26 protein-coding genes are annotated in these 26,592 nt (G+C 69.2%); 22 read left to right on the top strand and 4 right to left on the bottom strand.

The window, feature by feature from the left end; all coding sequences use genetic code 11:
• The first annotated feature begins 19 nt into the window (after positions 1–19).
• The 3 genes from M8R19_RS32585 to M8R19_RS32575 all read left to right on the top strand — a co-directional run bounded on the left by M8R19_RS32585 (position 20) and on the right by M8R19_RS32575 (position 2,558).
• A complete protein-coding gene (locus tag M8R19_RS32585; RefSeq protein WP_249920071.1) occupies positions 20–1,213 on the top strand; it encodes an MFS transporter in 1,194 nt (397 codons plus the stop codon).
• A gap of 84 nt (positions 1,214–1,297) precedes the next feature.
• Complete coding sequence (locus M8R19_RS32580) at positions 1,298–1,939, top strand: hypothetical protein (RefSeq protein ID WP_249920070.1); 642 nt, start codon at positions 1,298–1,300, stop codon at positions 1,937–1,939.
• A gap of 4 nt (positions 1,940–1,943) precedes the next feature.
• Positions 1,944–2,558 carry a helix-turn-helix transcriptional regulator gene (locus M8R19_RS32575; RefSeq protein ID WP_116424493.1) on the top strand — a complete coding sequence of 205 codons (615 nt, stop codon included), beginning with the start codon at positions 1,944–1,946 and terminating at the stop codon, positions 2,556–2,558.
• On the opposite strand, the gene M8R19_RS32570 is transcribed toward M8R19_RS32575, so the two are convergent.
• Positions 2,555–3,634, bottom strand: a complete 1,080-nt coding sequence (locus M8R19_RS32570) for a sigma-54 interaction domain-containing protein (protein ID WP_116424492.1) — start codon at positions 3,632–3,634, stop codon at positions 2,555–2,557. The two genes, M8R19_RS32575 and M8R19_RS32570, sit on opposite strands and share 4 nt — an antisense overlap.
• 379 nt (positions 3,635–4,013) lie before the next feature.
• Here M8R19_RS32570 and M8R19_RS32565 point away from each other — a divergent pair, with 379 nt between their 5' ends.
• The 4 genes from M8R19_RS32565 to M8R19_RS32550 all read left to right on the top strand — a co-directional run bounded on the left by M8R19_RS32565 (position 4,014) and on the right by M8R19_RS32550 (position 8,365).
• Positions 4,014–6,248, top strand: a complete 2,235-nt coding sequence (locus tag M8R19_RS32565; protein ID WP_249920069.1) for a TonB-dependent receptor — start codon at positions 4,014–4,016, stop codon at positions 6,246–6,248.
• A gap of 47 nt (positions 6,249–6,295) precedes the next feature.
• Positions 6,296–7,375, top strand: coding sequence for an ABC transporter substrate-binding protein (locus M8R19_RS32560; RefSeq protein WP_249920068.1), 1,080 nt, complete (start codon positions 6,296–6,298; stop codon positions 7,373–7,375).
• Positions 7,376–7,772: 397 nt separating this feature from the next.
• Positions 7,773–8,027 carry a type II toxin-antitoxin system HicA family toxin gene (locus M8R19_RS32555; RefSeq protein ID WP_249920067.1) on the top strand — a complete coding sequence of 85 codons (255 nt, stop codon included), beginning with the start codon at positions 7,773–7,775 and terminating at the stop codon, positions 8,025–8,027.
• Positions 8,024–8,365, top strand: a complete 342-nt coding sequence (locus M8R19_RS32550; protein WP_069864930.1) for a type II toxin-antitoxin system HicB family antitoxin — start codon at positions 8,024–8,026, stop codon at positions 8,363–8,365. Before M8R19_RS32555 ends, M8R19_RS32550 begins: the two co-directional genes overlap by 4 nt.
• 86 nt (positions 8,366–8,451) lie before the next feature.
• On the opposite strand, the gene M8R19_RS32545 is transcribed toward M8R19_RS32550, so the two are convergent.
• Positions 8,452–9,186: a class II aldolase/adducin family protein gene (locus M8R19_RS32545; protein ID WP_249920066.1), complete on the bottom strand. Its 735-nt coding sequence runs from the start codon at positions 9,184–9,186 to the stop codon at positions 8,452–8,454.
• Positions 9,187–9,525: 339 nt separating this feature from the next.
• Between M8R19_RS32545 and M8R19_RS32540 the strand changes: the two genes are divergently transcribed.
• From M8R19_RS32540 to M8R19_RS32490, 11 genes are all read left to right on the top strand, one after another.
• Positions 9,526–10,692, top strand: coding sequence for an LLM class flavin-dependent oxidoreductase (locus tag M8R19_RS32540; protein ID WP_249920065.1), 1,167 nt, complete (start codon positions 9,526–9,528; stop codon positions 10,690–10,692).
• A gap of 19 nt (positions 10,693–10,711) precedes the next feature.
• A complete protein-coding gene (locus M8R19_RS32535) occupies positions 10,712–11,767 on the top strand; it encodes an ABC transporter substrate-binding protein (RefSeq protein WP_249920064.1) in 1,056 nt (351 codons plus the stop codon).
• A 57-nt stretch (positions 11,768–11,824) separates the two neighbouring features.
• The gene (locus tag M8R19_RS32530; protein WP_116424485.1) at positions 11,825–12,880 is read left to right on the top strand and encodes an ABC transporter substrate-binding protein; all 1,056 of its coding nucleotides are present in this window, start codon (positions 11,825–11,827) and stop codon (positions 12,878–12,880) included.
• Positions 12,867–14,054: an MFS transporter gene (locus tag M8R19_RS32525; protein ID WP_249920063.1), complete on the top strand. Its 1,188-nt coding sequence runs from the start codon at positions 12,867–12,869 to the stop codon at positions 14,052–14,054. The genes M8R19_RS32530 and M8R19_RS32525 overlap by 14 nt, the downstream gene beginning before the upstream one ends.
• A gap of 4 nt (positions 14,055–14,058) precedes the next feature.
• Complete coding sequence (locus tag M8R19_RS32520; RefSeq protein WP_074980849.1) at positions 14,059–14,817, top strand: ABC transporter permease; 759 nt, start codon at positions 14,059–14,061, stop codon at positions 14,815–14,817.
• A complete protein-coding gene (locus tag M8R19_RS32515) occupies positions 14,814–15,587 on the top strand; it encodes an ABC transporter permease (RefSeq protein ID WP_116424482.1) in 774 nt (257 codons plus the stop codon). Before M8R19_RS32520 ends, M8R19_RS32515 begins: the two co-directional genes overlap by 4 nt.
• A gap of 8 nt (positions 15,588–15,595) precedes the next feature.
• Entirely contained in the window at positions 15,596–16,387 is a 792-nt protein-coding gene (locus M8R19_RS32510; protein ID WP_249920062.1) for an ABC transporter ATP-binding protein, read from the top strand.
• 148 nt (positions 16,388–16,535) lie between these two features.
• Positions 16,536–18,350, top strand: coding sequence for an ATP-dependent zinc metalloprotease FtsH (gene ftsH / locus M8R19_RS32505; protein ID WP_074980929.1), 1,815 nt, complete (start codon positions 16,536–16,538; stop codon positions 18,348–18,350).
• 178 nt (positions 18,351–18,528) lie between these two features.
• Positions 18,529–18,951: a hypothetical protein gene (locus tag M8R19_RS32500; RefSeq protein WP_074980852.1), complete on the top strand. Its 423-nt coding sequence runs from the start codon at positions 18,529–18,531 to the stop codon at positions 18,949–18,951.
• 156 nt (positions 18,952–19,107) lie between these two features.
• A complete protein-coding gene (locus tag M8R19_RS32495; RefSeq protein WP_009621884.1) occupies positions 19,108–19,263 on the top strand; it encodes a hypothetical protein in 156 nt (51 codons plus the stop codon).
• Positions 19,264–19,432: 169 nt separating this feature from the next.
• Positions 19,433–19,801, top strand: coding sequence for a DUF3509 domain-containing protein (locus M8R19_RS32490; protein ID WP_249920061.1), 369 nt, complete (start codon positions 19,433–19,435; stop codon positions 19,799–19,801).
• A 1-nt stretch (position 19,802) separates the two neighbouring features.
• On the opposite strand, the gene M8R19_RS32485 is transcribed toward M8R19_RS32490, so the two are convergent.
• Entirely contained in the window at positions 19,803–20,768 is a 966-nt protein-coding gene (locus tag M8R19_RS32485; RefSeq protein WP_249920060.1) for an AraC family transcriptional regulator, read from the bottom strand.
• A 144-nt stretch (positions 20,769–20,912) separates the two neighbouring features.
• Between M8R19_RS32485 and M8R19_RS32480 the strand changes: the two genes are divergently transcribed.
• Genes M8R19_RS32480 through M8R19_RS32470 form a run of 3 tightly spaced genes read left to right on the top strand, consistent with a single transcriptional unit; the run spans position 20,913 to position 24,315 of the window.
• Positions 20,913–21,827 carry a bile acid:sodium symporter family protein gene (locus M8R19_RS32480; RefSeq protein WP_249920059.1) on the top strand — a complete coding sequence of 305 codons (915 nt, stop codon included), beginning with the start codon at positions 20,913–20,915 and terminating at the stop codon, positions 21,825–21,827.
• Complete coding sequence (locus M8R19_RS32475) at positions 21,824–22,564, top strand: sulfite exporter TauE/SafE family protein (protein ID WP_249920058.1); 741 nt, start codon at positions 21,824–21,826, stop codon at positions 22,562–22,564. The genes M8R19_RS32480 and M8R19_RS32475 overlap by 4 nt, the downstream gene beginning before the upstream one ends.
• Positions 22,561–24,315 (top strand): N-acyl-D-amino-acid deacylase family protein, encoded by a 1,755-nt coding sequence (locus M8R19_RS32470; protein ID WP_249920057.1) that lies wholly within the window; start codon positions 22,561–22,563, stop codon positions 24,313–24,315. The genes M8R19_RS32475 and M8R19_RS32470 overlap by 4 nt, the downstream gene beginning before the upstream one ends.
• Positions 24,316–24,540: 225 nt before the next feature.
• On the opposite strand, the gene M8R19_RS32465 is transcribed toward M8R19_RS32470, so the two are convergent.
• The gene (locus tag M8R19_RS32465; RefSeq protein WP_249920056.1) at positions 24,541–25,935 is read right to left on the bottom strand and encodes a spinster family MFS transporter; all 1,395 of its coding nucleotides are present in this window, start codon (positions 25,933–25,935) and stop codon (positions 24,541–24,543) included.
• Positions 25,936–26,202: 267 nt separating this feature from the next.
• Here M8R19_RS32465 and M8R19_RS32460 point away from each other — a divergent pair, with 267 nt between their 5' ends.
• Positions 26,203–26,586 carry a cupin domain-containing protein gene (locus M8R19_RS32460; RefSeq protein WP_116424475.1) on the top strand — a complete coding sequence of 128 codons (384 nt, stop codon included), beginning with the start codon at positions 26,203–26,205 and terminating at the stop codon, positions 26,584–26,586.
• Positions 26,587–26,592: the final 6 nt, after the last annotated feature.

Below are 26,592 nucleotides of genomic sequence, written 5' to 3'. Positions count from 1 at the left end.
GGCCACCCTGGAGCCCCCGATGCAGGCAACCCCGCCCGGACTCTCCCGCGCCACCGCCTTCACCCTGGCCCTCTGCTGCGCCTTCTCGGTCGCCACCATCTACTACAACCAGGCCATGCTCTCGCTCATCGGCGACAGCTTCGCCCTCGGCACCGCCCAGGTCGGCCAGGTGGCCATGCTCACCCAGGTCGGCTATGCCGCCGGGCTGCTGCTGTTCGTGCCCCTGGGCGACCGCCTGGTGCGCCGCCGGCTGATCCTCGCGCTGCTGGTGGGCAACGCCCTGAGCCTGCTGGCCGCGGCCCTGGCGCCGAGCTTCGCCCTGCTGCTGGCGGCCAGCGCGCTGGTCGGCCTGTCGGCGGTGAGCGCGCAGGTGATCATCCCCGCGGCCACTTCGCTGGCCGCCAGCGAACAACGCGGCTGGGCGCTGGGGTTGATGGTCAGCGGGCTGTCGGCCGGCGGCCTGCTGGCCAGGACGCTCAGCGGCGGCGTCAGCCACTGGCTGGGCTGGCGCGGCATGTTCCTGCTGGCGGCGCTGCTGAATGCCCTGCTGTTCGCCGCCATCCTGCTGCGCATGCCGCTCACCCGGCCCACCAGCGACCAGCCCTACCCGGCCCTGCTGCGTTCGATCCTCGACCTGCTGCGCGAGCACCCGGCGCTGCGCTGGTCGTCGCTGGCCGGCGCCCTGACCTTCGCCGCCCTCAACGTGTTCTGGGGCTCCATGGCGGCGCTGCTGGCGCAGCCGCCCTACGGCTACTCCAGCGCCCAGGCCGGGCTGTTCGGGCTCTCGGCCATCGCCGGCATCCTCGCCGCCTCCTACCTGGGCCGCCTCACCCAGCAGCACGGCATGCGCCTGAGCTACCTGGGCGCCGGCGCACTGCTGGCGACCTTCGCCGGCCTCTACCTGGCCGGTCCCCTGGGCCTGTGGCTGCCGCTGCTGCTCGCCGCCACGCTGCTGGACATCGGCAACCGCGCCAACCAGTTGGCCAACCAGGCCCGCGTGCTGGCCCTGGCGCCGGACGCAGTCAGCCGCCTGAACACCGCCTTCATGGTCAGCTACTTCGCCGGCGGCGCGGCCGGCTCGGCCCTGGGCGCGGTGGCCGCCGGGCATGCCGGCTGGCACGGCCTGGCCCTGGTCGGCGCGGGCTTCGCCCTGGCCGCGCTGCTGGCGGTGTGGCTGTTCGACCGGCGCAGGTACGCGGAACGCGCCGGATGACCTCCGGTCGGCAAAAACAATAACGGCATTTAAATATGCTGAAATTGCCCTTGTAGTGTTATCGACCTGCAAGAGGCTACCGCCATGAACGTCAGGACACTGCTTTTCCTCGGACTCGCCGCACTCTGCGCCAGCGCCGCCCTGCCCATCCAGGCCAACGCCGCCGACGCGCCCGCCGCGGCCTCGGCGCTGGACACGCGCCTGGCATTGCGCGACCTGTGGCTGGAACACATCTTCTGGATCCGCGACTACGCGCAGGCCAACCAGGCCGGCGACAGCCGCCAGGCCAAGGTGGCCGGCGAACAGGTGGTGGCCAACGCCACGGCCATCGCCAACAGCATCGCCCCGCTGTACGGCCAGCCGGCCGCCGACCAGTTGCTGAAGCTGCTGGCCGGGCACTGGGGCGCGGTGAAGCACTACAGCGACGCCAGCGTGGCCAAGGACGCCAACGGCCGCAAGGCCGCGGTCAAGGACCTGCAGAGCAACGCCGGAGCCATCGCCCACTTCCTCGCCGGGGCCAACCCCAACCTGCCGGAGAACGGCCTGCAGGCCATGCTCGGCACCCACGGCGCCCAGCACATCGCCCAGATCGACCAGTTGGCCGCCCACGACTACGCTGCCGAAGCCAGGACCTGGGCAGCCATGCGCGGGCACATCCTGATGCTCTCCGACGCCCTGGCCAGCGCCCTGGTCAAGCAGTTCCCCGACAAGTTCGCAGCGAGGTAGGCGCATGCTTCAGGGATTGGGCCGCACCCAGCAGGACCTGCTCAGCGCCCTGCTCTACCGCGCGCAGGGCATGAGCATCGACGAGTTGGCCGAGCAACTGGCGGTGACGCGCACCGCCGTGCGCCAGCACCTGGCGGCGCTGGAGCGCGACGCCCTGGTCCTGCGCGGTCCGTTGCGCCCCACCGGGCGCCGCCCGGAGCAGCTCTACCAGCTGGGCCCGCGCGGCCGCGAGCTGTTCCCGCGGCAGTACCAACTGCTGGCCGACCTGCTGATCGGCGAAGTGGCGCAACTCATCGGCCACGACGCCCTGGTAGCGCTGATGCGCAAGCTGGGCGAACGCATGGCCGCGGAACTGGAGCACGCCCCGGTGGACGAGGCACGCATCGTCGAGCACATGAACGCCGCCGGCTACGAGGCGCAACTGATCGCCCGCAGCGGCGGCGAACCGGAGATAGTCGCGCACAACTGCGTGTTCCACCACCTGGCCAGCCGCCACCCGGAAGTCTGCGAACTCGACCTGGCTCTGCTCGGCCGCCTCGGCGGCGCCGTCGTCGAGCACCGCGAGTGCATGCTGCGCGGCGGCCAGGTCTGCCGCTTCCAGCTGCAACGCGGCGACTAGCCCCGCTGCGCCGCCAGCGTCCGGCTGGAGGGCTCGATCTCGCCGATCTTCTCCAGCCGCGCGCGCACGATGTTGCGGCTGATGCCCAGCAGGCGGGCGGTCTGCAACTGGTTGCCGTGGCAGTAGTGGTAGGCGGTGCGGAACACGGTTTCCTCGATGTGTTCGTACAGCTCCGGCAGGTTGCGTTCGTAGAGCGCCAGCAACGCCGCATCCAGGCTCGCCTCCCCAGGCGTGGCGGCCGGCGCCGGAAGCTCGGCGCGGGCCGGCGTGGTGCGCAGGTCGGCCAGGTAGAGGTCGCCCGGCTGCACCTGCTGGTTGCGGCATACCAGCAAGGCATGGTGGATGGCGTTTTCCAGTTCGCGGATGTTGCCCGGCCAGTTGTGGCCCAGCAGCTTGCGTTCGGCTTCCGGGCTCAGGCCGGCGCGCTGGTAGCCCAGGCGCTGGCAGTGCTCCTCGAGGAAGAATTCGGCCAGCGGCAGGATGTCCCCGGGGCGCTCGCGCAATGGCGGCAGGCGGATGGTGGCGACGTGCAGGCGGTAGAACAGGTCCTCGCGGAAATGCCCGGCCACCACGGCATCGGCCAGGTTGACGTTGGTCGCCGCCACCAGGCGCACGTCGATGGGAATGGGGTTGCGCGAGCCCAGGCGCACCACTTCGCGCTCCTGCAGCACGCGCAGCAGCTTGACCTGCATGTTCAGCGGCAGGTCGCCGATCTCGTCGAGGAACAGGGTGCCGCCGTTGGCCGCCTCGAACCAGCCGGCCTTGCTGCTGGTCGCGCCAGTGAAGGCGCCCTTCTCATGACCGAACAGTTCGCTTTCCACCAGGGTTTCCGGGAAGGCGCCGCAGTTCACCGCGACGAAGGGCGCCTTGCCGCGCCGGCTGAGCTGGTGGATGTGCCTGGCCACCAGCTCCTTGCCGGTACCGGTCTCGCCGATGATCAGGGCATTGGCCTCGCTGGGGGCCAGGCGTTCGATGCGGCTGAGCAACTCGCGCGAACGCGGGTCCTCGAAGACCAGCACGGTGGCCCGGACCGATTTGCTCAGTTCGCGGGCGTGGGGATGGGTGAGCAGCGACATGGCGGCAGGTCCTTTGGCAGGCAGTGGCCGGATAGTGCCTGAAAATTCTTATTACCAAAAAATCATAAATAGTCATTTCAATATTCCACTTTGCGATTTGCTGCTCCAGCAGCACAGCAGCAGCAACGCCTGCTGCCAGCGCAGACTCGCCAGGGCGCCTCGGCGGCGCCGCCTTATTCAAATAAGGCCTTTTAAATCAATTATTTATATAGATTTTCAGTAAACCGGTACGGTTGTTGCCCTACCCCAGATCGCGCCCCGTCGTTCGGGACGCAGCGGATGCCATGCGCGCCAGCCAACGGACGCACGCACCGTCACTACGACAACGCAGCGCGACGCCGCTGCACGACGTCCGCACTGAATGCCATTGGGGAGCAACATGTTCAAACGCACCGCACTTTCCACCGCCGTCGCCCTGGTCCTGGGGGGCCTGCCAGCACTGACGGCGCTGGCCGATGAAACCGCCGCCTCCGGCAATGCCGAACAGGCTTCCGACGAAGGCGGCTCCACCCTGGCCAAGGTGGTGGTCACCGCGCAGAAGCGCGAGGAAACCGCCCAGGAAGTCCCGTCCTCGATCTCCGTGCTCAGCGGCGACAAGGTCCGCGACGACTCGCTGCAATCGGCCAACGAGGTCACCCGCTACATCCCCAACGCCTCCGCCGGCACCACCGAGGGCCATGGCCGGCCGCGCTGGTGGATCCGCGGCCTGGGCACCGGCGACCAGGGCGCCAATACCGTGAGCCCGGTGGGCATCTACGTCGACGACGTGTACATCGCCAACATCAGCGCCACCGGCTTCCCGCTGTTCGACCAGGAGCGCGTCGAGGTGCTGCGCGGCCCGCAGGGCACCCTGTGGGGCAAGAACACCACCGCCGGGGCGATCAACTTCATCTCGCGCAAGCCCACCTTCGACAAGTCCGGCTACTTCAAGGTGGCCGCCGGCAACTATGACGACCGCGTGGTGGAAGGCGCGATCAGCGACGCCCTGGTGGACGACCGCCTGGCCGCGCGCCTGTCCTTCCGCCACCAGGCCCGCGAGGGCTACAGCGAGAACATCGCCGACAACCACGACCGCGGCGGCCTGGAGGACGACGCCGCGCGCCTGCAGTTCCTGGCGCGGATCAACGACGAACTGGAGGCCAACCTCAACCTGCACGCCCGCAGCTACCACGACACCGCCGGCTACAGCACGGTGAACTACGGCCTGCGCCCGGACGGCAGCAACCAGTTCGGCTACCGCATCGACCCCGAGCAGGGCAAGGTCAACTACAACGCCAAGTACCTGGTGCAGATCGACCAGGTGGGCAGCAACCTCAACCTGAACTGGCAGTTGGGCGACCTGACGCTGACCTCCGTCAGCGCCTTCGAGCACTTCAGCCGCGACGGCTTCAGCGACTCCGACAACACCCCGCTGGAGCTGCAGCGCAGCTACGCCTACGCCGACAGCCAGCAATGGTCGCAGGAGTTCCGCCTGGCCTCGCCGCGCGAGGACCGCCTGAACTGGGTGCTGGGCTTCCACTACTTCAACGAGGACCTGGACTCGCGCAACGCCAGCGCGGCGCTGGATAACCCGTACGTCCAGCGCTACTACAACAACCTCATCTACAGCCAGGGCACCGAGAGCTACGCGCTGTTCGGCAGCAGCACCTTCCGCTTCACCGACGACTTCAGCGTCACCGCCGGCCTGCGCTGGACCCGCGAGACCAAGGACATCGACCTGCACCGCCTGCAGAACCAGGGCCAGGCCAGCTTCGCCGGCGGCGACTGGTGGAAGCCGGGCAGCGTGACCACGCCGCTGGTGGTCAACGCCGTGCAGGACGAGCGCAACACCTGGAGCGACTGGACCTACGACCTGACGCCCGAATACCGCCTCTCCGACAACGCCCGGGTGTACTTCCGCTATGCCTATGGCTTCCGCTCAGGCGGCTACAACACCGGCGCCACCAGCCAGGCCACGGTGGCCACGGTGGACCCGGAATACCTGACCGCCTACGAGCTGGGCCTGAAGTCGGAATGGCTGGACGGCCGCCTCAACGCCAACGCCGCGCTCTTCTACTACGACTACGAGGACATCCAGCTGAACATCGTCAGCGCGGTGAACAACCAGACCGTCTCGCGCCTGGCCAACGGCGCCCAGGGCGAGGCCTACGGCGCCGAGTTCGAGCTGGAGGCCATCCCGCTGCAGAACCTGCACCTGAACTTCGCCCTCGGCCTGCTGCACACCGAGTTCACCGACTACACCTCCGGCAGCAGCGACTACTCGGGCAACAAGTTCGTCCGCGCGCCCAACGTCTCGGCGGTGATCGGCGCCGACTACCGCATCCCGCTGAACGTCGGCGGCGCGCTGATCCTCGGCACCGACTGGAACACCCGCAGCCGCCAGTACTTCTTCTCCAACGACCAGAGCCAGAACATGCGCAGCGGCGGCTACACCCTCGGCAATGCGCGGGTCACCTACGAGCTGCCCGGCGAGACCACGCGGGTCACCGCCTACGTCAACAACCTGACCGACAAGGAATACCGCAACCACACCCTGCCGGGCGGCTTCCAGAGCGCCGGGGTGATGTTCGGCGACCCGCGCACCTTCGGCGTCTCCGTCACCACCGACTTCTGACCTGCCCGCCCGCGGCGCCGGCCGCGGGCCCCTTCGAGGAGAGCACCATGCACGTCCCTTCCCTATCCCGGCTGCTGCGGCGCCTGCTGCTGGTCCCCGCCGCCCTCCTGGCCAGCCAGGCTCCGGCCGCCGAGGCGCCGCAGAGCATCCGTATCGCCACCGTCGCCTATGCCAACGCCGGCAAGGTCACCTTCAACGGCCCGGCCTACGTCATGGACCGCGACAAGTGGCTCGAGCAGGAACTGGCCAGGCGCGGCATCAAGCTGGAGTGGGTACCGGCGGCCACCGCCTCGGTGGGCACCTTCGTCAACGAGGAATTCGCCAACCAGCGCATCGACTTCGCCTTCTACGGCGACCTGCCCTCGATCATCGCCAACGCCTCCGGCGTCGCCACCCGGTTGATCGTCCCCGGCGGCAGCGGCAACAACGTCTACCTGGTGGTGCCGCCGGGCTCGCCGGCGAAATCCATCGCCGACCTCAAGGGCAAGCGCATCGCGCTGCACCGCGGCCGCCCCTGGGAACTGTCCTTCGCCAAGCTGCTGGAGGCCAACCACCTGGGCTTCGACGACTTCCGCATCTTCAACCTCAACCCCCAGGCCGGCGCCGCCGCCCTCAGCGCCGGCCGCGTCGATGCCTTCTTCACCCTCAGCGACGCCTACCTGCTGGAAGACAAACAGGTGGGCCGCATCATCTGGTCCAGCAAGCAGGTGCCGGCCGACTGGAAGATGCGCGCCGAACTCTGGGGCGCCCGCGACTTCGTCGCCCAGCAGCCGGAGCTGACGCAGTTGGTGGTGAACGCCTACCTGCAGGCCGCCCACTGGACCGCCCAGGAAGCCAACAAGGACACCTACCAGGGCTACCAGGCGCAATCCGGCCAGCCGCTGAGCGTGCTGCAGCGCGAGGCCGAGGGCGAGCCCTGGGCGCAGCACTTCAGCCCGCTGTACGACCAGTCCTTGCGCCAGCACTACGCCGACGCCATCGCCTACAGCCTCAAGGCCCGGCTGATCCGTAACGAGGTGAAGGTGGAGGAGCTGCTGGAGCCGAAGTTCGTGGAGCGCGGGTTGGAAGAGCTGAAGTTGCAGGGTTACTGGAAGGATGATTCGGCGAGTGTGGCCGGGCGGCCGTGACTAGTTTGTGAAGGGTGTTTCCCGGACGCACATGGTGCATGAGGTTACCTCCGCCCCTCTCCCCAGCCCTCTCCCTGAAGGGAGAGGGAGCTTGTCCGTGCCGACGTGAAGCGTGGCATTCGCCGGATAGCCCATGATTGCCGACTAACTCAGAAATACCAGCACGCTCCGAACGGTCCCCTCTCCCTTCAGGGCGGGGCGCGCAGCCGAGGGTTAGGGAGAGGGGCGGTATCGAACCCACACACCTCCATCCCAGTGAGCACCTCCGCGCCAATCTGGACCATCGACGCCAGGGCAAACCGCAAGCGCTTGTTCGCCTACGCACCCGGCCGCTTCCTACGGTGCTCCACGACTTCGCTGGCATGAACTGCTATCATTCAACGATAGCATTCGCCGAATGAAGAGCCGTCACGCCAAGACACTGGAAGCCCTCTTTCGCACGCCCACGAGTGCGTCGCTGGCCTTCGCCGACATCGAAGCGCTGGTCCTCCACCTCGGGGGTGAAGTTCAGGAGCGCGAAGGTTCGAGGGTGAGGCTGGCCCTGGGTGGCTGCATCTGGCGATGCCATCGTCCCCACCCGGGCAAGGAGGCGAAGAAGTACCAAGTCGAAGAGGCCCGCGAATTTCTTCGCCGGGCCGGAGTTGAGCCATGAATTGCATGACCTACAAAGGCTACACGGCACGTGTCGAATTCGACGACCGCGACGACATCTTCGTCGGCCGCCTGCTCGGTGTCCGTGACATCATCAGCTTCCATGCCGACAGCGTGGCCGAGTTGCACACGGCCTTTCACGCAGCCGTCGAGGACTACCTGGCCGACTGTGCCGAACGGGGCGTGACGCCGGAGAAGCCGGCCTCGGGAAAGGTCATGCTGCGTATCCGCCCCGAGGTTCACGCCGCCGCCAGCCTCGCCGCACAGGCCGAAGGCAAGAGCCTCAACCAATGGGCAGAGAGCGTCTTCGAACGGGCGGCGAGCAAACGCGCCGGTTGATCCGGTCGCAAGCCGCGTATCGCTTCCAGACCGTACAAGTACAAGAAAGCCCTCGTTCGAGGGCTTTTTGCCGAACGGGCCTAAGCTCAGGCCACCGCTTCCAGCAACTTCTGCCCCTCCGCCCACAGCCCGGTCATCTTCCACTGCTGTTCCAGCACCCCGGGGCCGAACTCCTTGGAGCCGCCGAACTGCTCGGCCAGGCCCTGGAAGTAGGCACCCTCCTCGATCAGCAGGATCAGCTTCGACACCTGCAGCAGGTCCGCGCCCCAGAAGGTCGCGCCGCCGTTGGCCTCGAGGATCGCCGAGGTGTGCGGGTTCTGTTCGATGCGCTCGACGATGAAGGCGTGCTCGGGCTGGCGGCGGTCGATGTAGATCGGCAGCTCGCGGGCCAGGGTCACGCGCTGGGACGCCGCGTAGCGGATCGGCAGCACCCGGTGGGCACTGGCCCAGCCACCCAGGTAGGGGGTGTGCACGTGGATCACCACGTTCACCTCCGCGCGTTTCTGGAAGATGCCGGCGTAGCGCTGGCCGTTGCCGCCGGCCTTGCGCCCGCTCAGCGGCGAGGCGCCCTCGGCGGTTTCGTCCAGCACCACCTCGCCGGCGTAGCTGGCGACCACGGCGCGGATGCCCTGGTCGTCGGCCCAGGGGCTGGGGGCGTGCAGGGCGATCACCAGGTCGCTGTCGGGCACGCGGATGTAGGCCTGGTAGGTGTTGGTCGCGGTCAGGGTGCGGGTGTCGCGGAGCACCCGGAAGGCCTTGGCGAAATCGCGCCGGGCCTGGTCCAGCTGGGCGAGCAGCGCTGGGGTGAGTCGGTTGGTCATGGTGCAATTCCTCTGTGGTGAGCATCGAGCCTCGGAAAGTCGGGCTGCAAGCGCTCCAGCAGGACTTGTGCCAGCCTGGATACCCATTACGAATCAATAGTTTACGAACCAGACATCAAACGAAGGCAGCCGGCGCGAGGCAACCTGCTGCGGCCTCAGCAACGATTGCTGGCGGAGTGTTGCTGGATCAGCAATCGCAGCCGCCAGGACACCTGGGATATCGCCGAAAGCCTTGCACCACGGGGCCTCCAGGCTTTCGGCACAGGCCTTGCTCCAGTACCGGCAACCCCGAGCGCATGGCGCTGAGGCCACCTTCCACGCAGCCACTGGAGCACAAGCATGAGCACCGAATTCTTCTGGCGCCTCCCCCTGGGGAGCGACGGCCCCTACCTCGCCACCGACAAGAACAACCGCGGCGCCCCCGTCCACCGCCCGGGCAACATCGCCCCCGGGCGCCTGCCCAACGGCGAGCCGGACGGCTTCACCTACATCGACTACATCGCCCAGGTGGCCAAGGCCGCCGAGATCGCCGGCTTCGAGGGGGCGCTGCTGCCCACCGGGCCGGAGCCCTGGATCGCCGCCGCGGCCCTGGCCCGGGAAACCCGCCGGATCAAGTTCCTGGTCGCCTTCCAGGCCACCTGGACGTTGCCGGCCTATGCCGCGCAGCAGGCCGCCATCCTGCAGAACCTCAGCCGCGGCCGCCTGGAGTGGAACATCATCACCGGCGGCAACCCGGCCAGCCAGCGCGCCAATGGCGACTTCCTGGAACACGACAAGCGCTACCAGCGCACCGGCGAGTTCCTCGACATCATCGACGGCCTGTGGAGCCACGAGCAGTTCAGCTACCAGGGCGAGATCTACCAACTGGAGAACGGCTCGCTGCCCCCGGGCCTGAAGCACGAACGCAAGCCGGGCATCTACTTCTCCGGTTTCTCCGACGCCGCCCTGGACGTGGCCGCGCGCCACGCCGACGTGTACCTGAACTGGGCCGAGCCGGTCGACAAGCTCAAGCCGCACATCGAGCGCGTCCGCGAGCTGGCCGACAAGCAGGGCCGGCAGGTGCGCTTCGGCCTGCGCATCGACCTGTTCGCCCGCGAGACCGAAGAGGCCGCCTGGAGCGAGCTGCGCAAGCAATACGAGCGCATCGACGCCCGCACCAGCGCCGCCATCAAGCACTTCGCCAGCGGCTCCGACTCGGTGGGCGCGGCGCGCCAGAGTGCCTATCACCAGAACGTCGAGCGCTTCGACGACCTGATCCTCGGCCCCAACCTCTGGGCCGGCTTCGGCAAGGCCAAGCCGGGGCCGACCATCGGCCTGGTGGGCAGCCACCAGAACGTCGCCGAGCGCCTGGCCGAGTACCGCGACGCCGGCTTCTCCACCTTCATCCTGGCCGGCAACCCGCACCTGGAAGAGGCCCTGCGCATCGGCCAGGAAGTGCTGCCGCTGGTTCACCAACGGCACGACGCCCGCGCCGACCAACCCACCGCGCTGAAGGCCAGCGCCTGACCCCGCAAGGAACCGCATCATGAGTCAACCGCTCGACACCCTCTGGTACACCCGCTGCCCGGTACCCACCGGCCTCGGCATCGCGGTACAGAAAGGCTGGCTGGAACAGGCCCTGGGCGACCAGGGGACGCGCATCCAGTCGCTGCGAGAGTCGGACAACCAGGCCGTGCGCGAATCGCACTTCGACCACAGCCTGCAGAACTCGGTACGCCACGGCGGCAGCATCCCGGCCATCTGGGCCCGCGCCAGCGGCCGCGAGACGCGGGTGATCGGCCTGTCGTGGGCCGACGAGGTGCAACTGATCCTCAGCCTGCCCGACAGCGGCATCCGCAACGTCAAGGACCTCAAGGGCCGGCGCTTCGGCCTGCCCGACTGGGCCGGCGCGCAGATCGACTTCACCCGCGCCCAGGCCATCCGCGGCCTGGAGAACGCGCTCAAGCTCGAAGGCCTGGAAGTGCAGGACGTGGAACGGGTGGACTTCCGCCAGGGCGGCACCTTCAGCGACGAGACGCCGCACAGCATCGCGGGCCTCGGCGCCTTCGGCGGACGCCGCCGCGGCGGGCAGAACCCGGAACTCACCGGCCTGCTGCGCGGCGAGGTGGACGCCATCTTCCTCAAGGGCGCCCACGCCGTGCAACTGGCCCAGCAGTTCGGCCTGCACACGGTGATCGACACCGGCTCCCACCCGGAGCCGCTGATCCGCTCGAACAACGGCACGCCGCGCACCCTGAGCGTGGACCAGCACCTGCTCGACACGCACTTCGACACCGCCGTGGGCATCCTCGGCTCGGTGCTGCGCGCCGAGGAATGGGCCCAGGCCCATCCCGAGGACACCCGCCGCTACCTCGCCCGCGAGTCCAACAGCAGCGAGTACTGGGTAGCCCAGGCCTACGGCGAGGACGCCCACCAGCGCCTGCGCACCAACCTCGACGAGCGCTCCATCGCCGCCCTGCAGGACTTCACCGACTTCCTCCGGCGCTGGAACTTCATCCCCCAGGGCTTCGCCGTGCGCGACTGGATCGATCCGCGCCCGCTGGAGGCCCTGCGCAGCGCCGTCGCCAAGCGCGCCGGCTGAGCGCCGCCCGGCCCCGGCCGCTGCCGGGGCCGACCGCCCACCAGGAAAGGCTCCCTGATGAACACTCCTCTCGATACCCTCTGGTACACCCACAGTCCGGTACCCACGGGGCTCGGCATCGCCGTCGAATCCGGTCGCCTGGCCCAGGCCTTCCGCCCCTGGGGCACGCGCATCCAGGCCCTGCGCGAATCCTCCGACCGCGAGGTGCGCGAGGCGCACTTCGACCATCACCTGCGCAACTCGGTGCGCCATGGCGGCAACATCCCGGCCATCTGGGCCCGCGCCAGCGGCCGCGACACCCGCGTGCTGGGCCTGTCCTGGAGCGACGAGGTGCAGTTGATCGTCACCACCGCCGACAGCCCGGTGCGCGATATCCGCGACCTGCGCAACCGCCGCTTCGGCGTGCCCAAGTGGGCCAACGTGCAGATCGACTTCACCCGCGCCCAGGCCATCCGTGGCCTGGAGAACGCCCTCAGGCTGGAAGGCCTGCAGGTCGCCGACGTCGAACTGGTGGACTACCCCTACGGCGGCACCTACAGCGACGACCCGGTGCGCCACGTGCACGGCGCCCAGGTCAGCCTCGGCGGCAACCGCGTGCGGCGGCGCAACAACGAGCTGATCGGCCTGCTGCGCGGCGACATCGACGCCATCTTCCTCAAGGGCGCCCATGGCCTGCACCTGGCCGACGAGTTCGGCCTGCGCGTGGTGGTGGATGTCGGCTCGCACCCCGACCCGCTGATCCGCGCCAACATCGGCACGCCACGCACCCTGACCGTCGACCAGCACCTGCTGGACGAACACTTCGACGCCGCCGTGCTGATCCTCGAAACCGTGCTGCGCGCCGAGCAATGGGCCTGGGCCCACCCCGAGGAGACCCGCCGCTTCCTCGCCCGCGAGCTGAACACCAGTGAGTACTGGGTGGCCGCCGCCTACGGCGAGGACGCCCACCTGCGCCTGCAGACCAACCTGGCCGAGCGCTCCGTCGGAGCCCTGCAGGACCTCACCGACTTCCTCGAGCGCTGGGACTTCATCCCGCGCCGCTTCGACGTGCGCCAATGGATCGAGCCGGGGCCGCTGGAGCAATTGCTGGAGAAGGTCAATGTCGCCATCTAGGCCGCCGGCCTTCCTCGCCGGCTTCATGCTGCTGGCGGCCTTCAGCGGCGCCACCATCGGCATGGCGAAGATCGTCACCACCCTCTACGCCCTGCACATAGGCGCAAGCCCCATGCAACTGGGGGTGATCTCGGCCATGGAGTCGCTGGGCATGGTCCTGCTGACGCTGCCGGCGGGCTTCGTCATCGCCCGCTACGGCGCGCGCCGGGTGTACTTCCTGGCCAGCCTCGGGCCACTGCTGCTGAACCTGGCCATCCCGCTGTTCGGCACCTGGCTGTGGCTGGCCGCGGCGCGCCTGCTGATAGGCCTGTGCATCCCCTTCCGCATCGTCGCCATGAACAGCGCCTTCCTCCGCCAGCTACGGCACATCGGCAACGACAAGGCCGGCTGGTACCGCGGCGCCCTGACCCTGGGCATGGGCCTGCTCGGCCCGCTGCTGGGCAACTGGCTCAGCGGCGGCGGCTTCACCCTGGGCTTCGTGGTGATCGGCCTGTGCTTCGGCCTGATGGCGCTGTACAGCCTCGGCTTCTGGGAAGGCGAAGGCCCGGCCGAGGCGGCCGCCGAACTGGACGGCGGCATCCTGGCCCAGGCGCGGACCCTGCTCGGCCACCCGGAGGTCGCCGAGAGCTGCCTGGTGGAGCTGCTGTCCGGCGCCACCGGGGCGTTGTTCGGCACCTTCATCATCGTCCTGGCCATGGAGGTGGCCCAGCTCAGCCAGGAGCGCGCGGTGAGCCTGGTGATGATCCAGGGCCTGGCCGCGGTGCTCGGCCTGTTCGGCCTGGGCCGCCTGGTGGAGCGCGGCGGGCGGCGCCCGGCCCGCCTCGCCGGCCTGGCCCTGGGAGTGGCCGGCCTGCTGCTGCTCGGCCGCGGCCAGGGCTATGCCTGGCTGGCCCTGGGCGCCGTGCTGCTGAGCCTGGCCACGGCGCTGGTGCACCTGGTGAACATGGCGCAGCTGGGCGAGTCGGCCCTGGACAAGAGCAAGCTCTCCGGCCTGTTCAATCTCGCCGGCATGCTCGGCAGTTGCTCCGGCGCTCTGCTCGGTGGCGCCATCAGCCACTGGATCGGCCTGGCCAACCTGTTCCTGGCCTGGATTCCGCTGGTGCTGCTGGCCGCCCTGCTCTGCTGGCTGCGCCACCTGCGGCGCGGCGCTGCAGCCATGGCCGTGGAGGGCTGAAGCGATGCGTAGAATCCCCCTGCACCACCTGACCGTGCTGGTCTCGCCCCTGGCGCTGCTGGCCGCCTGGGTGCTGCTGGCCGACAGCGGACGCTTCCCCAGCCAGTTGCTGGTGCCGCCGCGCGAGGTCTGGCAGGCCTTCGTCGAACTGGCCAGCAGCGGCGAGCTGCGCGAACACCTGGACAGCAGCCTGTCGCGCCTGGCCCTGGGCTTCCTGATCGGCGCCGGCGGCGGCCTGGCGTTCGGCACCGCCATGGCCCTGTCGCCCAACGTCGAAGCCTACTGCGGGCCGCTGTTCCACACCCTGCGCCAGGTGCCTTCCATCGCCCTGATCCCGATGTTCATCCTGTTCTTCGGCGTCGAGGAGACCTTCAAGATCCTCATCGTCACCAAGGCCACCTTCTTCCCCGTGGCCCTGGCCACCTGCGAGGGCGTGCGCGGCATCCCGCGCAGCTACTTCGAGGTCGCCCAGGTCTACCGCCTGCCGCTGCCGACGCTGCTCGCCGAGGTGGCCTTCCCGGCCGCCGCGCCGCCGATCCTCACCGGCCTGCGCATCGGCCTGAGCCGCGCCTGGATGGTGCTGGTGGCGGCCGAGCTGCTGGCCGCCGACAGCGGCCTGGGGCAGATGATCGAGATGAGCCGGCAGATGCTGCGCATCGACGTGGTGATGGTCGGCGTGCTGGTGACCGGCGTCATCGGCTTCGTCCTGGACTATGGCTTCCGCCTGCTGGAGCGGCGCGTGCTGCGCTGGAAACCGCTATGAAGAGCCTCGTTTCACTGTTGCGCCGCGGCCGTGGGCTGGTCCTGCCGCTGCTGCTGATCGCCGCCTGGGAAGCCGCCTCGCGCCAGGACGCCAGCCACGCCTACGCCTTCGTGCCGCTGCGGCGCATCGGCGAAGGCCTGGCGGAACTGCTGGCCAGCGGCGAACTGTGGCTGAGCGTGGCGGCCAGCCTGCAGCGCACCTGCCTGGGCCTGCTGTTCGGAGTGGCGGCGGGCTTCGTCCTGGGCGCCGCCATGGCCCTTTCGCGCAGCGCTGGGCGCCTGCTCGCGCCGCTGTTCCACGGCCTGCGCCAGGTGCCCATCCTCGGCCTGATCCCGCTGCTGGCGCTGTGGTTCGGCAGCGGCGAGGCGACCAAGGTGCTGATCGTCTCCCTGGCCGCCTTCTACCCCATGGCGCTCAATGCCCATGAAGGCTTCAGCCACGTCGAGAAGCGCTACCGCGAAGTCGGCCGGCTATACGCGCTGTCGCCCCTGCAGCAGTTCACCCAGGTGCTGCTGCCCGGCGCCCTGCCCAGCCTGTGCAACGGCGTGCTGCACGCCCTGGCCTTCGCCTGGGTCAGCTCGGTGGGCAGCGAGCTGTTCCTTTCCACCGGCATGGGCCTGGGCAACCTGATGATGAACGCCGAGACCGGCTCGCGCATGGAGATCATCGTGATCGGCGTGCTCTGCATCGGCCTGCTCGGCTACGCCATGAACCAGCTGTTTTCCCGCCTCGCCCGCCACCTGCTGCGCTGGCGCGCCCTCCGTCGATAGGTGACCGCATGACCGCACTGCTCAATCCCTCCCCCGCCTACGCGCTCGGCCAGCCCGGCGCCCTGGAGATCCGTGGGCTGAACAAGCACTACCGGATCGATGGCAAGCCGCTGCAGGTGCTCAGCGGCATCGACCTGCAGGTGCTGCCCGGCGAGTTCGTCTGCATCGTCGGCGCCAGCGGCTGCGGCAAGTCCTCGCTGCTGCGCCTGATCGTTGGCCTGGAGCAGGACTACGAAGGGCTGATACGCCTGGACGGCGAGACCGTGCGCGGCACCAGCCTGGACCGCGGCCTGGTGTTCCAGGACCACCGCCTGTTCCCCTGGAAGACCGTCGAGCAGAACGTCGCCCTGGCCCTGAAGAACCAGCGCCTGGGCAAGCGCGAGAAGGTCGAGCGCGTCGCCGAGCACCTGGCCCTGGTCGGCCTGCAGGGCTTCGAGCAGGCCTATCCGCACCAGCTTTCCGGCGGCATGGCGCAGCGCGCGGCCATCGCCCGGGCGCTGATCACCCGGCCCAAGCTGCTGTTGCTCGACGAGCCCTTCGGCGCCCTCGACGCCCTCACCCGGGTGAACCTGCAGCGCGAGCTGCAACGCATCTGGCTGCAACAGCGCAGCAGCGTGATCATGGTCACCCACGACGTCGAGGAAGCGCTCTACCTGGGCGACCGGGTGATCGTCATGGACGCCCGCCCCGGGCGCATCCGCCATGAGGTTCGCGTCGAGCTGCCGCACCCGCGCGAACGCAACGCGCCACGCCTGCACCGGTTGCGCGACGAGCTGCTCGCCGAGCTCACCGGCCAATGACCCCGGCGGCGGCTATCCTTCGCACACGCCGCCTCCGCCTTTGTTTGATCCCGGCCAAGTTCCCGCGCCGCGGTTCGTGCCTCAATGGCACCAACGCCGGAGCCCGGCGTGCATCCATCCCCCTGCCGGCACGGGAGCGAGCATGGCCATGGAAAAGCACCATCAATGGAACCTCGGCTATTTCGTCGTGGCCTTCGTGGCCATGCTGCTGGTGCAGAACTGGCTGGGCGAGTACTCGGCCGAGGCGCCGATTCCCTACAGCGAATTCCAGCGCCTGCTGGACGCCGGCAAGGTCAGCGACCTGCGCGTCGACCAGGAGCGCATCAGCGGCACCCTCAAGGAGCCGATCCAGGGCCGCACGCGCTTCACCACCAACCGCGTCGAGCCGCAGCTGGCGGCGGAGCTGGAGAAAGCCCAGGTCGACTTCTCCGGCGTCACCCAGAGCGGCCTGGCCAAGCTGCTGGGCTGGCTGCTGCCGGTGCTGCTGTTCTTCGGCCTGTGGGTGTTCTTCTTCCGCGGGCTGGCCGAGAAGCAGGGCTTCGGCGGCATGGTCAGCGTCGGCAAGTCGAAGGCGCGGGTGTTCGTCGAACGCGACACCGGGGTGACCTTCGATGACGTCGCCGGCATCGACGAAGCCAAAGCCGAGCTGCAGGAGGTGGTGTCCTTCCTCAAGGACCGCCCCACCTACAGCCGCCTGGGCGCGCGGATTCCCAAGGGCATCCTGCTGGTGGGCCCGCCCGGCACCGGCAAGACGCTGGTGGCCAAGGCGGTGGCCGGCCAGGCCGGGGTGCCGTTCTTCTCCATCTCCGGCTCGGAGTTCGTCGAGCTGTTCGTCGGTGTCGGTGCTGCGCGGGTGCGCGACCTCTTCGAGCAGGCGCGCAAGGCCGCGCCCTGCATCATCTTCATCGACGAGCTGGACGCCCTGGGCAAGATGCGCGGGCTGGGCGCCTTCGGCGGCAACGACGAGAAGGAGCAGACGCTCAACCAGCTGCTCGCCGAGCTGGACGGCTTCGACCCGCGCGAAGGCGTGGTGCTGCTGGCCGCCACCAACCGCCCGGAAGTGCTCGACCCGGCCCTGCTGCGCGCCGGCCGCTTCGACCGCCAGATCCTCATCGACCGCCCGGACCGCCGGGGCCGCGAGGCCATCCTGCGGGTGCACCTGAAACGCGTCAGCGCCGCCGCCGACCTGGACTGCGGGCAGATCGCCGCCATCACCACCGGCTTCACCGGCGCCGACCTGGCCAACCTGGTCAACGAGGCCGCCATCGGCGCCACCCGGCGCGGCGCCGAGGCGGTGGGCATGGCCGACTTCACCGTCGCTGTTGAGCGCATCGTCGCCGGCGCCGAGCGGCGCAGCCGGCTGCTGCTGCCGCAGGAGCGCAAGGTGGTGGCCTACCACGAGATGGGCCACGCCCTGGCCGCGGCCTCGTTGCCGCGCATGGACCCGGTGCACAAGGTCTCCATCGTCCCCCACGCCATCGGCGCCCTCGGCTTCACCCTGCAGCGGCCCACCGAGGACCGCTTCCTGATCGGCCGCCAGGAACTCAAGGACCGCATGGTGGTGCTGCTGGCCGGGCGCGCCGCCGAGGCCCTGGTGTTCGACGAGATTTCCACCGGCGCCGCCGACGACCTGGCCAAGGCCACCGACATCGCCCGCCAGCTGGTGACGCGCTTCGGCATGAGCGAGCAACTCGGCCAGGCCGTGCTGGAGCGGCAGAGCGCACCTTATCTCGCGGGCGACAACGGCCACCTGGCGGGGCTGCGCGAAAAGGACTACTCGGAGCAGACCGCCCGCGAGGTGGACCTGTGCGTGCGCGAGCTGATCGACGAGGCCTTCCGCCGCGCCGGGGCCCTGCTGGAGCAACGCCGCAGCGACCTGGAGGCCGGCGCGCAACTGCTGCTGGAGCGGGAAACCCTCACCCCGGAGGATTTCCCCGCCCTGGCCGGCGCGCCGGCGCCTTGAGCGGGCCTGCTTCGAACCCATGGCTATTTGCAGCGCCGCGCATATGCCGGGGAACTCATTGACAGATTGGCGCCAGACAAGTGTCATGGGCGTTGTCGTCCGGCGCGGTCGAGGTGTGGCGCCGGGATTGCGTGGTCCGTTTGCGTGTTTCCTTATCCCCCGCACAGGAGCCGCCGGCATGTACGACTCTGCACCCAGGGCCTCGGGGCCCGCGGAGGAAGATTTCCTCTTCACCTTCGAGACCCACGTCCTGCAGAAGGCCCTGCCCGCCTTCGAGGAAGCCAGCCGCTTCGCCCGCGACCGCGGCCTGGATTGCCAGGTCGAGTTGCTGATGGACGAAGACGATCACCTGCAACTGTGCCTGTTCGCCCGCCTGGGCAGCAGCCAGCAGCCGAGCTTCTACCGCATCGTCGCCGATACCGAACTCCAGGGCCTGGTCCACGAGCAGTACGCCACCCATGGCCAGCGCATGCGCCGCCTGGGCGCGCAACTGGACTCGCTGGACGGCGAGGTGCTCGACGAACAGCTCGCCGAGTTCTTCCAGCTGGCCTTCGGCATGCACCTGGACGAGCCGGGGCACCGACGAGTCAGCGGCTTCTAGCAGCCGCCCCCTTTTGCCTTGCCTGCCGTTCCTCGCCTCGCCTTGCGCGGGCGGGTTTTCGCGCGACACTGTGCGCATGAAATGGATCGCACGCGTCCGCCTGCGTGCGGTCCGAGCAAAGGTAAGGGCCGTGATGCCCATTGCAGGAGTGCCCCTATGAAAAGCCCCGTGGATACCCCGCACCCCGACCCGGTGGTGACCAGGGAAGCCGACGAACTGGAGGAGCTGGTGGAACTGGACCCGGTCGACAGCGGCCAGGAGCCGCACCTCTCCGCCGCCCACCAGGAAGGCGTGATCGACGAGCAGCACTGAGCTTGCATTCTGCCGTGCAGGCTTCGTGCAATCGTGCGAAATGCACGGATATGCCTCTGTCGCCATCGACTAACTGACTGATTCAAAAAGAGAAAATTTTCAAGCGAAGCTGGAACGCATGCTGCAACGGCTCTCCCATCGGCTTCACGGATATTCAAGGGAGAGCGTCATGCACAACGATCGCAACCAGGCCCCGCAACTGCTCGGCGAACAATTCAGCGACTACCGCGTCGACCTCCAGCAACGCCCGGACGGCGGCCTGCTGCTGAGGCTGCGCGACAACCAGAGCCGGCGCCTGCTGACCACCTGGGCGATTCCGGCCAGCGAATGGCGCGACCCGGCGCGCCTGAACAGCTTCATCGAACGCATCCGCCGCGACCTGCTGACCGCCGAAGGCCAACCCCTGCAGGAGGACCAGGTGGACTGCTTCCGCAAGCGCATCGAACTGCAGACCTTCAACCCCGGCCAGGGCCGCCATCGCCAGCGCAAGATCGTGGTGGCTGGCGAGCGCCTGCGCGCAATGGCGGCCCACGCCTGAGTCAGTCCGCGCCCTGGCGGAACTGCCCGGGGGTCATGCCGCTCCAGCGGCGGAAGGCCTTGGCGAAGGCGCTTTCGTCGGAGAAGCCCAGGCGCTCGGCCACTTCCGCCAGCCGCGCGGGGCCCTGCAACAACTGCTCGGCCATGGCGTGCAGCACCCGCTCGCGCAACAGCTTGAAGCTGCTGCCCTCCTCGGCCAGGCGCCGGTTCAGGTGCCGGCCGCTGAGGCCCAGGCGTTCGGCGATGCGATCCTTGCCCCACTGCGGGTGTTCACGCAGCAGGCCCTGCACCTGCGCCGCCAGGCTCTGCGCGCCCAGGCGCTGCAACTGGGCGTCGGCGAGTTGGCGCAGGTGCTCGCGCATGGGCGCATTGGCCTGGATCAGCGGCACTTGCAGGTCGTTTTCGGCGAACAGCAGGCCATCCTCGTCGGCATCGAAAACAGGCAACAGGCCCAGCAGTTCGCGGTAACTGCCCGCTTCGCCACGGGCTGGATGGCCGATTCGCACTGCCCGCGGGCGCACGCGCTCGCCGGTGATCCAGGCGCTCAGCCGCACCAGGCTGGCCAGCACCGCCTCCACCCGCGCCTCGCGGCGCACGATGTAGCTGGGGCGATAGACCAGGGCCACGCCGCCGGCCTCGCGGCGCAGGGCGAACTCGCTGCCCTCGGCGATGATCGGGTAGTACTCCAGCAGCGCCTCCAGGGCTTCGCCGAAGGTCTCGCAGCTCATCAGCAGGGCGCCGACCATGTCCAGGTGGCCGACCTGCAGGGCGCTGCCCAGGCGCAGGCCCAGCAGCGGGTCGGCGCTGGCGGCGCACAGGCCCTCCCACAGCTCGTCCTGGCGCGCCAGCGGGATGCGCGCCTCGCGGCCCAGCTCGCGCAGTTCGGCGGGCAGTTGCAGGCCCAGGCGCGCAGCGGCCTGGAGGATGCCCTGGGCGTAATGCACGGTGATCGAGGGGGTGTTGGGCATGGTCCCGAAATAACCGGAAAAAGTCCTGATTGAGCCATCAAAGCGCGGCACGGGGCGGGTATCCTTGCCCATTACAACGAGAAACACAAACGAGCCGCGCATGCCTTGCAAACCGTGCCCCGCGCCCCTTAGGGAGGCGCGCTGATGCCCACCGTCCACCTGGAATTCGCCGGCGCCTCGATGCTGGCCCTGAACGCGATCATCGCGCTGATGATGTTCGGCGTCTCCCTGGAACTGCGCCGCGAGGACTTCGCCCGCATCGTCCGCGCGCCCAAGGCGCCGCTGATCGGCATGCTCATCCAGTTCCTGCTGCTGCCGGCCAGCGCCTGCCTGCTGGCCAACCTGCTGCCGATCGACCCGCAGCTGGCGCTGGGCATGCTGCTGGTGGCCACCTGCCCCAGCGGCAGCTTCTCCAACGTCATGACCTGGCTCGCGCGCGGCAACGTCGCGGTGTCGGCCAGCGTCACCGCGGTGTCCGGGCTGTCCGCCGGGTTCTTCACGCCGTTCAACTTCGCCCTCTACGCAAGCCTAGCGCCGGATACCCGCGCGCTGCTCACGCAGATCCGCATCGACCCGCTGGAACTGCTAGCCACGGTGCTGCTGGTGCTGGTGGCGCCGATGCTCGCCGGCATGGCCCTGGGCCGGCGTCGCCCGCAGCTGGCGCGGCGCCTGGAGAAGCCCATGCGGGTGTTCTCGCTGCTGGTGCTGGCGGCCTTCGTGGTGATGGCCTTCATCAAGAACTACGCGCAGTTCGTCGCCTACTTCCACCTGTTCTTCTGGCTGGTGGCGCTGCTCAACGGCGCGGCCCTGGGCCTGGGCTACCTGTGCGCGCGGGCCTGCCGGCTGGGCGAGGCCGACGTGCGCGCGGTGACGCTGGAAAGCGGCATCCACAATTCGGCGCTGGGCATGGCGCTGATCCTCACCTTCTTCCCCGAGGCCGGCGGCATGCTGCTGATCGCCGCCTTCTGGGGCTGCTGGCAACTGCTCACCGGGCTGGGCCTGGCGCTGTTCTGGTCGCGGCGCGCGCCGCTGCCCAAGCTCGCGGCGAGGCTACCATGAGCTACGTGGCGCCGGCCCTGGGCAGCTTCATCCTGCTGGCCTACACCCTGGAAGCGGTCACCGGCTTCGGCAGCGTGGTGCTGGCGCTGTCCCTCGGCGCCCTGCTGCTGCCCATCGAACAACTGCTGACGGTGCTGGTGCCGCTGAACGTCGGCCTGACCAGCTACCTGGCCTGGCGTCACCGGCGCCTGGTGCAGTGGCGGCTGCTGCTGGCCACCTTGCTGCCGGGCATGCTGCTGGGCATGGTGGCCGGCTACCTGCTGCTGCCCTGGCTGGACCCGCAACTGCTCAAGCGCGGCCTCGGCCTGCTCATCCTGTGGTTCGCCGTCCGCGAGCTGCAGCGCAGCGCCAAGGGCACGCCCAGGGGCCAGGTGCCGGCCTGGGCGATGCGCCTGGCCACCGGCGCCGCCGGCGTCTGCCAGGGCCTGTTCGCCTCCGGCGGGCCGCTGCTGGTCTACGCCCTGGCCGGCCAGCAGCTGGACAAGTCGCGCCTGCGCGCCACCCTGGTGTGCGTCTGGTTCAGCCTCAACGGCCTGCTCACCCTGGCCTTCCTGCTCGACGGCCGGCTGCGCCCGGCGCTGCCCCAGGTGCTGGCCTACGCGCCGCTGCTGCCGCTGGGCCTGTGGCTGGGCGAGCACCTGCACCGGCGCTGCCCGGAACGCTACTTCCGCCTGGCCATCCACCTCCTGCTACTGGTCAGCGGGGTCCTGCTGCTGTCTCCCTGGAGCCTCCTGTGAGCTACGACATCATCGTCAAGAACGGCCTCTACTTCGACGGCAGCGGCGCCCCCGGCGCGCTGCGCCACCTGGGCATCCGCGCCGGGCGCCTCGACACCCTCAGCGCCTCGCCGCTGGACGAGAGCGGCTGCCCGCAGGTGCTCGACGCCGCCGGCAAGTGGGTGACCCCGGGCTTCCTGGAAATCCACTCGCACTACGACGCCGAGGTGATAGCCGCGCCGGCGCTGAAGGAATCGGTGCGCCACGGCGTGACCACGGTGGCCCTGGGCTCCTGCTCGATCAGCATGGTGCTGGGCGAGGCGGAGGACTGCTCCGACCTGTTCACCCGCGTCGAGGCGGTGCCGCGCGAGGTGGTGCTGCCGATCCTGCGGGAGAAACGCACCTGGCGCGACGCCGCCGGCTACCGCGCCTTCTACGAGCAACTGCCGCTGGGGCCGAACCTGTGCTCGTTCCTCGGCCATTCCGAGCTGCGCGTGGCGGTGATGGGCCTGCAGCGCGCCACCAGCGGCGCCAAACCCACCGAGGCGGAGCTGCAGCGCATGGAACAACTGCTCAACGAAGCGCTGGACGCCGGCTGCTTCGGCCTCTCGGTGATGACCACGCGGCTGGACAAGATGGACGGCGAGCGCGCCTGGTCCAGCCCGCTGCCCTCCACCTTCGCCAGCTGGAAGGAGTTCTCCCGCCTGTTCGCGGTGCTGCGCCGGCGCGGCGCGCTGATGCAGGGCGCGCCCAACGCGGTGACCAAGATCAACGTGTTCGCCTTCCTCTGGCAGGCCCACGGCTGGTTCCGCCGGCCGCTCAAGTGCAGCATGCTCACCGCCCTGGACCTCAAGTCGCAGCCCTTCATGCACCGCATCACCCGCGCCTCCGGCTGGCTGGCCAACCGCGTGCTGCGCGGGCGCTTCCGCTGGCAGACGCTGCCGGCGCCGTTCAACGTGCGCATCGAGGGGCTGAACATGAACGGCTTCGAGGAGTTCGGCGCCGGCGAAATCCTCCGCGACATCAAGGACCCGGAAGAACTCTACGCGCGCATCCAGGACCCGGCCTTCCGCAAGCGCTTCCGCAAGGACATCAAGGCCACCCTCAGCCTGGGCCTGTGGCACCGCCGCCTCTCCGACTGCTGGGTGCGCGAATGCCCGAACGCCAGCCTGATCGGGCGCAACTTCGAGGATATCGGCCAGCAGCAGGGCAAGGATGCGGTGGACGCCTTCTTCGACCTGGCCAGCCAGTACCGCAACGCGCTGAAGTGGACCACCTGCTACGGCAACCACCGCCCGCAGGTGATGGCCAGGCTGCTGGCCAGCCCCTGGACGCAGCCGGGCTTCGCCGACTCCGGCGCGCACCTGGCGTCCCACGCCCAGTACAACTTCCCGCTGCGCCTGCTCAAGTACGTGCGCGACGCCGAACTGGCCGGCCAACCGTTCATGGACGTCGGCCGCGCGGTGCAGCGTCTGACCGGCGAACTGGCCGACTTCGCCGGGCTGGACGCCGGCTACCTGCGCGTGGGCGACCGCGCCGACCTGGTGATCGTCAACCCCGAGGGGCTGACCGACGAGCTGGACGAAGTGAGCGAAGCGCCCATGGAAAACCTCGGGCTGGTGCGCCTGGTGAAGCGCAACGATGCGGCGGTGGAGGCCACGGTGATCAATGGGCGCGTAGCGTACCGGCGGGAGGCTGGCTTCGCCGAGGAACTGGGCAAGGAACGCGGCTTCGGACGCTTCCTGCCGGGCCGGGAAGTGGTGCCGGCGTAGCGCGGATGAATCCACCCACGCCATTCCCCTGTAGGAGCGCGCCCTGCGCGCGATTTCGCGGGCAGGGCCCGCTCCTACAGGTTTCCGGGAGGCACGGCATGTCCCCGTAGGAGCGGACCTTGTCCGCGATAGCCGGAACCACCGGCGCGGTTCGCGGATAAGATCCGCTCCTACGCGGCCCCACCCACGCCATTCCCTGTGGCACGAAGCGCGGACGGAGTCCGCTCAGGCACGCTCCGCCTGTTCCCGCACCAGGCTTGCGCGATAACTGCCGCAACCCTTCCACAACAGCCCTATGGTCAGCAACGTAGCCACCGCGGAAACGATGGCGATCGACGTCCCCACCGCCGCCGGGTCGCCGAACACCCGGTCGGTGATCAGCGCCACCAGGGTGGTGCCCAGGCCCACCGCCAGCAGGTTGCTGACCAGCAGGAAGATCGCCGAGACCTGCGCGCGCACCTGGTTCGGCGCCAGGTTCTGCATGGCCGTGGTGGAGGTCGGCAGGGGGAAGGAGGCGAAGAACATCGCCGGCACCAGCAGCGCCAGGGACAGCCACAGCGGTTCGACCACGGCAAACAGGGCCACCGGCACGAGCATGCCGATAGCGCCGATCACGCCCGTGCGCATGGCCGCGTCGCCGTGGCCGCGGCGGGCCAGCAGGTCGGTCAGCCAGCCGCCGCAGTACACGCCGGCGGTATTGGCCAGCAGCAGTACCACGCCCAGGGTGTAGCCGGTGCTCACCGGATCCAGGCCGTGCTTGCGCATGTACAGCGCCGGGGTCCAGCTGAGCATGGCGTACAGGGCCATGGCGTAGCAGGAGAAGCCCAGGTACAGGCAGGTGAAGGTCAGCCGGTGGCGGCCGAGGAAGCGCACGCCGTCGCCCGGCGCCACGGCCTTGGCCTGGCCGCTGGCGTCGCGGCTCAGGCCCTGGCGCTGCGGGTCGCGCACGGTCAGCCAGATCAGCAGGCCCACCAGCACCCCGGGCAGGCCGACGATGAAGAAGGTCAGCTGCCAGGCCTTGACCTCGCCCAGCACCGGCAGCACCAGCGCGTGGGTGTCCTTGAGCAGGTCGATGACGTAGCCGCCGACCAGGAAGGCCAGGCCGCCGCCGAGGAAGGAGCCGATGGAGTAGATGCCCACCGCGCGGCCCAGCTTCTCCCTCGGGAACAGGTCGCTGAACATCGAGTAGGCCGCCGGCGACAGCGCCGCCTCGCCCACGCCGACGCCGATGCGCGCCAGGAACATCTGCAGGAAGTTCTTCGACAGCCCGCAGGCGGCGGTGGCCAGGCTCCAGAAGACCACGCCGACGGCGATGATCCGCGGCCGCGAGAAACGGTCGGCCAGGTAGGCGATGGGCCAGCCCATCACCGCGTAGAACAGCGAGAAGGCCAGCCCGTGCAGCAGGCTGAACTGGGTGTCGCTGAGCTGCAGGTCGGCCTTGATGGGCTCGATCATCAGCGCCAGGATCTGCCGGTCCACGAAGGAGAAGATGTACGCCACCATGCACAGGCTGACGACGTACCACTCGTAGGCGTAGCGCTTGCGCACCGGGCGCGCCGCGCAGGCGTCGATGGCGGCTGGAGCCGTGCGCGGGGCGCGGCACGAGGAGGAAGGGTTCATGGCGAGGTCTCTTGTCGTTATGGGCAGGCGTGTCGCTGCAAGGCGCCCTCGCCCTCGAAGGGACGGGGCCAGGGGCACCTTAGGGGATGGGCCCCGGGGCGGACCATACGGGGAAACGGCCTCGGCATGGGGGTAGGCTCCCGTAGGCATTGGGGATTTCCTTAGGCGGAAAATCCGCCCCGGCACCGCACCCATGAGCAGGAATATGCAAGACGCTCGCGCCCTGGGCGCCCTACCCTGGCCACTCGATGATCCAGGAGCTGAAACATGCCGCAAACATCCCCACGCCCCTACCAGCCGGTCAACCTCGCCGCCAAGCTGGCGGCCATCCACGAGCAGTGGCAGCCGCGGGTGGTGGCCGAGATGAACGACTACCAGTTCAAGCTGGTGAAGCTGGAAGGCGAGTTCGTCTGGCACAGCCACGCCGACACCGACGAGACCTTCATCGTGCTCGACGGCGAGCTGCGCATCGACTTCCACGACGGCGCCGTGCAACTGCGCGCCGGGGAGATGTACGTGGTGCCCCGCGGCGTGGAGCACAAGCCCTTCGCCGCGCAGGAGGTGCAGGTGCTGCTGATCGAGCCGCGCGGCGTGCTCAACACCGGCGACCAGGGCGGCGAGCGCACCGCGCCCAACGACGTGTGGGTCTGAGCCCGC

The organism is Pseudomonas sp. R3.Fl, from assembly GCF_023516765.1.
Classification (GTDB): domain Bacteria; phylum Pseudomonadota; class Gammaproteobacteria; order Pseudomonadales; family Pseudomonadaceae; genus Pseudomonas; species Pseudomonas citronellolis.
Note: the sequence above shows the minus strand (reverse complement) of the source record. Positions and strands in the feature narration are given on the sequence as shown.